The organism is Leucobacter sp. M11 (assembly GCF_035726885.1).
Classification (GTDB): Bacteria; Actinomycetota; Actinomycetes; order Actinomycetales; family Microbacteriaceae; genus JAPFRB01.
In genome coordinates, this window is sequence record NZ_JAPFRB010000003.1 from 622,251 (window position 1) to 628,645 (window position 6,395).

1 protein-coding gene is annotated in these 6,395 nt (G+C 68.2%); it reads left to right on the forward strand.

What is annotated here, in order from left to right; genetic code table 11:
- The coding region (locus tag OOT08_RS11340; RefSeq protein WP_325092741.1) for a DUF5979 domain-containing protein at nucleotides 1-6,395 on the forward strand (6,395 nt) is incomplete at both ends.

Genomic DNA, 6,395 nt, shown 5'->3' on the forward strand with positions numbered 1-6,395 from the left:
GAGAGGCCTCGCTGCAGGTCATCAAGAAGGTCGATGACGCGGACGCCAAGCGCGACATGAGCCCGGGCCAGGGCTTCAGCTACACGATCCAGGTCAGCTGCGAGAACTATGACTGCCTGAACCCGAAGATGACGGACATCATCCCCGCGGAGCTCGCTGGCTTCACGCTGATCAACCTCAGCGCGAGCATCGGCAAGATCCCCGCCGACCGGGTCTCCCTGACGCTGGGCGGCCAGAAGTTCGCGGGCAAGGGCCCGATCTCCGCAGATGAGGAGGCCCGGACGATCCGCCTGGAGGTCTCCGAGGACCTCCCGGACGCGGTTCCCGCGGGGGGCGTCGGCATGAGCTCCGACCACCAGGTCACCGTCACCGTCGACATCGCGGTTCCGAACGCCGACCAGATGAGCCCCGACTGGGAGTTCAACGCCAAGGACATCACGAACACCGCCACCTTCACCGCGGCGAACGAGGAAGAGCCGGTCAGCGACGACGCCGTCGTGTCGGTCGTCGTTCCTCGCTCGGCTGACGTCGGCACCGAGAAGAGCTGGACCCCGGACACCCAGGTCTGGAAGCGCGGCGAGCCCTCCGACATCACGCTGACCGCCGTGAACGCCTCGAACGTGCGTGCAAACACGCTCGTGGTGCAGGACCCCGTCGTCGCCGCTGACGGTGCCACCGAACTCGACGCGGACAACCCCTTCCGCTACGTCGACTTCGCCGGCCTGGCCGCGGGCGGCGCCCTGCCCGCTGGAGCTGAGACCGTGCAGGTCGACGCCTACGTCTTCGACGGCTCCGCCTGGAGCTGGGTGACCGGGACCCCGGCCGCCACCGCCACCCTGCCCGGGGGCGTGGACAACGCCCAGGTCGGGGGACTTCGCTTCACCTACGCCAGCGCCGATGGCGCCGCCACGATCAACGAGGCGAAAACGGCGACCCCGGCGTCGCAGACCTTCTCGGTGACCCAGCGGGCCACCGATCGACTGCCCGAGCACCGCGAACTCAAGACCGGCTTCACCGCGCAGAACCTCATCTCCGCGACCGTGACCGCTCCCGAGCTGGACCCCGTCACGAAAAACGCCGACGCGACCCTGCAGGTCACGAGCGCACCGATCGACATCGCCCCGTCGAAGACGATCACGCAGGCTGACGGCAGCGCACTGCCCGCCAAGGGGCTCCCGGTTGGCACGCCCTTCCGTGTCACCCTGGGGGCCGAGAACAAGCCCGCTCCGCACAGCTCCGCTCTGGACGCGCTCACCATCACCGAGTCCAAGGCCGGCACGAGCTTCCTCTCCGAAGACCTCGCCTTTGCCGGCTTCGACGCCGACGCGCACACCTGGCCGGAGGGCGCCACCGCGGCGACCTTGACCTGGCAGTTCGGCGACGAGACTCAGGAGATCACCCTGAAGCCCGGGGACGCGCTCCCCGCGGCACCGGCCGGACAGACGGTCACGGGCTTCGAGATTCGCTACGAGGGCGAGATTGCCCCGGGCGCCAAGGCGGGCCTGGCCTACCTGGTGAAGACCAACCCCGAGACCTCGATCAAGAACGCCGAGAACGGCGACGTCTTCAAGAACGTCATCGAGGCCGCAGGCGAGCGCGAGGGCAGTGAGCCGGTCAAGAAGCCGGCCGAGGCCGACGTGCGCCTCTACCCGCTGTCGATCGACGTGACCCTGGACAAGAAGATCGGCCCCGGCACAGTCGTGCCCGGGCAGTCGGTCATGGTCGAGCTGAACACCACCGCCGCGTCCAACGGACCGGCCCTCAAGCCCGAGCAGATCACCGTCACCGACGTGTGGGACGGGAAGAACGACCCCCGCACCTTCTGGGACGCCTTCCGGCTCACCGAGATCGTCCAGGTCAACATCCCCGAGGCCGCGACCCTCGAGGTGCGCATCGCGCGCCTGGTCGACGGTGAGATCGTGTGGGAGAGCCTGGCGAAGAACCTGACCGGTTCCTACAGCAACAGCAAGCTGCCCGATGCGGACAGCATCGTCGGGGTGGAGTTCATCTACACCCAGACGGGCCCGGACGGTCTGCCCTCCGGCACCCGCGTGAAGCCGAACCTGCTGTTCACCCCGGCCACCACGTTCCGTGACGGCACCCCCGTGCTGCCCAAGGGCGAGACCGAGATCCAGCGCTTCGAGAACGTGGCCGTCGCAAAGACCCACGGCACCGTCGGCACCACGACGGTCCGGGACACCGCGAAGGACGACGCGAAGGTGGGCATCCGTCCCCTGCCCACCGGCGAGGGCACCGGCGGTCTCTTCGCTGGCAAGCGCTGGGTTGAGCAGGACCTGAAGAGCGACCTCAACTGGGTGGCATCTCAGGCCGGGGCGTCCGCGTGGTCCGTGCAGAGCTGGGCCGCCTCGCAGCCCGGCATCCGCAAGATCGAGGTCGTCGACCCCTCGAACGTGGAGCAGGCTGGCGTGGCCAGCACCGTCTTCAACACGTTCGACCTGAAGCGCGTCCTCCCGGTGAGCCTGGGCCAGGACCCCCAGCTTGCGTGGGACACGGTCGAGAGCGTCGAGCTGTTCAACGGCACCGCGTGGGTGGCCGTGCAGCCCCAAACCGGCAGCTGGATGAACGACTCCGGCTTTGTGGGATACACCCTGACCGGCGATGAGGTGCAGAGCACCCTCGGCGTCAAGATCAGCTACGTGCCCAACGACGAGGCCCGCCCCGCCGGTGACGACGGAGAGCCCCTCTCCGCGCCCCGCAAGGGATCCGGCATCACGGCAAGCGGCATCGACCGCCCCGTCTTCCTGGAGTGGCAGCTCCGCGACACCGTTCGCGAGGCCGTCGACGGTCAGAGCCCCTGGGTTCAGGGCGCCGGCACCTACAACTGTGCCCCGAACGAGGACGAGCAGGAAGCCTCCCCCGGCTGCGTGAACAACGCGTTTACCGTGACGGGCACCACCGACACGGGCACCGTCTCCAACGGGGGCAGCGACACGCTGCAAATCCTCGACGGGGTGCTGAACGTGGGCCTCGACAAGAAGTCCAACCCCGGTGGCCCGCTGCTCGTCCCCGTCCCCGGTGACGCCGCGCAGCAGGACTACCCCGTGACCCGGTACACGCTGACCGGCTGGAACGCCTCAGAGGTGGTCCACGAAACCTCGGGGAAGAAGAAGTCCGGCTCCAAGATCGGCTACCTTCGCGTGACGGACACCGCCCCCAAGGCGCCGAACGCCCCCGAGGACTGGAACGCCGCGAGCGTGTTCACGGACGCGGTCTACGATGCCGACAACAACCACTTTGAGGTCTTCACGCTGACCAAGATCAGCTTCGACCGGTTGCCGAACGTCGACTCCGACGCGAGCAAGGTCGCGCTCTGGAAGCAGGACGGCTCCGTGGTCACGGTGTCGATCACGGAGGCCGCAGCGCTCGCGCCCACGGACCTGGCGGATGTCGTCGGTGTCTCGGTGGTCTACCAGAGCACCGACCCGGAGACCGGCGGCGCGGCACTTGCCGTGGGCGACCCCTTCCGGATGCACCTGGACGCGCAGCTGCGCAGCAGCTTCCGCAGCGCCCCGGACGTCCCCGTGACGGCCCAGGTCCCCGCGCTGAAGAACGGTGTGAACAACACCGCCCTTGCCCAGGGCTACGAGCCCAATGTGCACCCGACGGAGACCCCGTCGAACAACGCCGACGCGCAGGTCACCCTGCAGGACGCGAAGATCGACATCAACCTCCAGAAGAAGATCACGGTCGACAACGGCCTGAGCGGTGCCAAGAACCAGAACGTCATCAACGAGGCCAACCCGAGCGTGCCCGTGCACGTCCAGCTGACCGCAGACGACAAGAACTCGACGGCCTCCTCGAACACGGTGAAGATCGAGGACACCTCCGCCGCCTTCTGGAAGCGCTTCTCCTTCGTCGGCTTCGACGCGAACAAGGTCACGCTGCCCAAGGGCGCGGACCGGGTCAAGATTGAGGTGCACTCGGGCGACGACTGGGTCGAGGTCAAGGACTTCTCCTCGAGCATCCCCGATGCGATCGCAAAGGCGACGCCGAAGGCCATCGCGGACGTCAACGGCGTGCGCGTGACCTACAAGCGCGACGACGGGCGCCTGTTCTCCGCGGACACCTCCTTCGAGCACTGGTCCGCCTCGCTCGGATTCACGGTGCAGCTGCGACCGGGGCAGGACTTCCCGGTCGGGGAGAGCGTGGACAACTCCGCCAAGGCGGTCGGCACCCACCCGAACCTGAACGACGTCCAGTCCGAAGCGAAGGACGGGGTGACCTTCTCGGCGGGCACGACCAAGCTGAAGGTCATCAAGCGTGCCCCGAACGACGTTGACGGCGGCCACATCGTGGAACCGCTGGACAGCAACGAGTGGGTGCTCCGCTTCGAGAACACGGGCACCGGCTACCTGCCGATCACCGAGGTGGTCGACCAGATGCCCAAGTCCCTGAGCTGGGACGGCGAGGCGCCGACCTTCGAGGACCTCGGTTCCGGCCTCGGCACCGAGGTCACCACGGAACTTGTCCCTGGCGCCAACGGGACCTCCGAGCTCCGCTTCACGTGGCCGAAGGACACCCCCCGCATGAACCCGGGGAGCGCGTTCGAGATCAAGCTGGGGCTCATTCTGGGCACCGGACTGAAGTCGGGTGAGAAGGCCGTCAACACGGTCATCGTGCACACGGACAAGCCCGTGCAGAGCTGCGAGAACCCGAGCGACTTCGGCCAGGAACCCGTCACGGGCCTCTCGGACACCGAGTGTGGCAACACGAACTATGTCCAGCCCAAGCAGGGCGGCATCCTGGCGGCGTCTAAGACGGTCAAGGGCGAGGCCGTGGACACCCTCGGCGAGAACCTCGTGACCGGGGCCGTGAACTTCGGCAACCCCGCCGCGGAGTGCACCGTGCGCTACGGCGAGAACGGCGACTACACTCGCTTCCCCTGCGCCGCGAACACGGCGGTTGGCGCGACCGACGCCTGGAACATCACCACGACCAACGTGGGCACCACGAACATGGCTCAGGTCACGATCGTGGACACCCTGCCGATGGCCGGGGACCGCATGCTCGCCGGAAAGGGCTCGCCGCGAAACAGCACGTTCCGCCCCGTCCTGCAGGACCTGGCTCAGCTCGGGGTCACCGAGGTGCCCGCGAACGCCACGCAGGTGGTTGAGGTCAGCACGTCCATGGACGCCTGCATGACCGCGGGTGGGAAGTGGGAGAACAACCCCCGGTGCGAGGGCACGGAGTGGGTGGACATTGCGACCTACGACGGCACGCTCGCGGACGTCACGGCGTTCCGGGTGACCCTGGACTATGCGGAGGGATCCTTCTTCAAGCCCGGTGACGAGCTGAAGATCGACTTCAACACCGTGAACCAGGTGGACGCGACCGACAACTCGGTGCGCATCGACCGACAGGACGGGCGCCAGGTTGCCTGGAACCAGGCGGGTGTCTCCGGCATCCAGCAGAGCGGGGTTGCCTCGAACGCGAAGGCGCCGAAGCACGCCGGCGTCACCGTACAGACCGGCCAGATCGAGCTGTTCAAGGACCTGATCGGTGCGGCGTCGAACGACTACGCGCCGAGCGAGTTCCCCGTGAAGCTGGTCTGCGACGTGCCGAGCGGCCTGACCGGCGAGGGGCAGCCCGAGCGGGTGGCCATGGACCTCGGCGACAGCGCCCTCGTGATGGTGCCCGGCAACAAGGAGGGCACCGACGCGGCGGACCGGAAGTCGGTCGTCATCGACCAGCTCCCGATCGGCGCCGACTGCTACGTCACCGAGGCGGATGCCCTGGGCAGCTTCGGCGAGGTCAAGCGCGGCCAGGACGGCACGGTTGTGCAGCGCGACGGCGAGGACTGGACCAAGCTCGCGGTGCGCCTGCCGCAGGTCGCCGACCAGGAGACCCCGTCCGCCCAGGTGGCGACCCTCACGAACACCTACGCCTTCGGCGAGGTGACGATCGAGAAGCGGCTGGCGAGCATCGACGAGCAGCACCCGCTGCTGGAGAAGCAGATCGCGGGCACCTACGGCTTCGAGCTGGTCTGCATCACGCCGAGCGGCCCGGCAACCGAGGAGAACCCGGCCGGTTCCGTCGAGATCCGGGAGAGCTTCGAGCTCACCCTGCCCGGCGACGCCACCCGGACCTTCGACCGGATCCCGGCCGGTTCCGAGTGCTCCCTGACCGAGACCGAGACCGGCCAGGCCGTGGACACGACCTTCTCCGTGAACGGCGAGGCCGTCGCCACGAGCCAGGCCGAGGCCCCCGCCGAGGGTGAGGCACCTGCCGAGGGTGAGGCGCCCGCCGAGGGTGAAACGCCCGCCGCGGCGCAGCCCAGCATCGACCAGATCCTGGTTGCGCAGGAGCCCGTCACCGCCGAGGTGACGAACTGGCTGAAGCCGATCATCCCCGAGGTGCCGGTCGACCCGACCGAT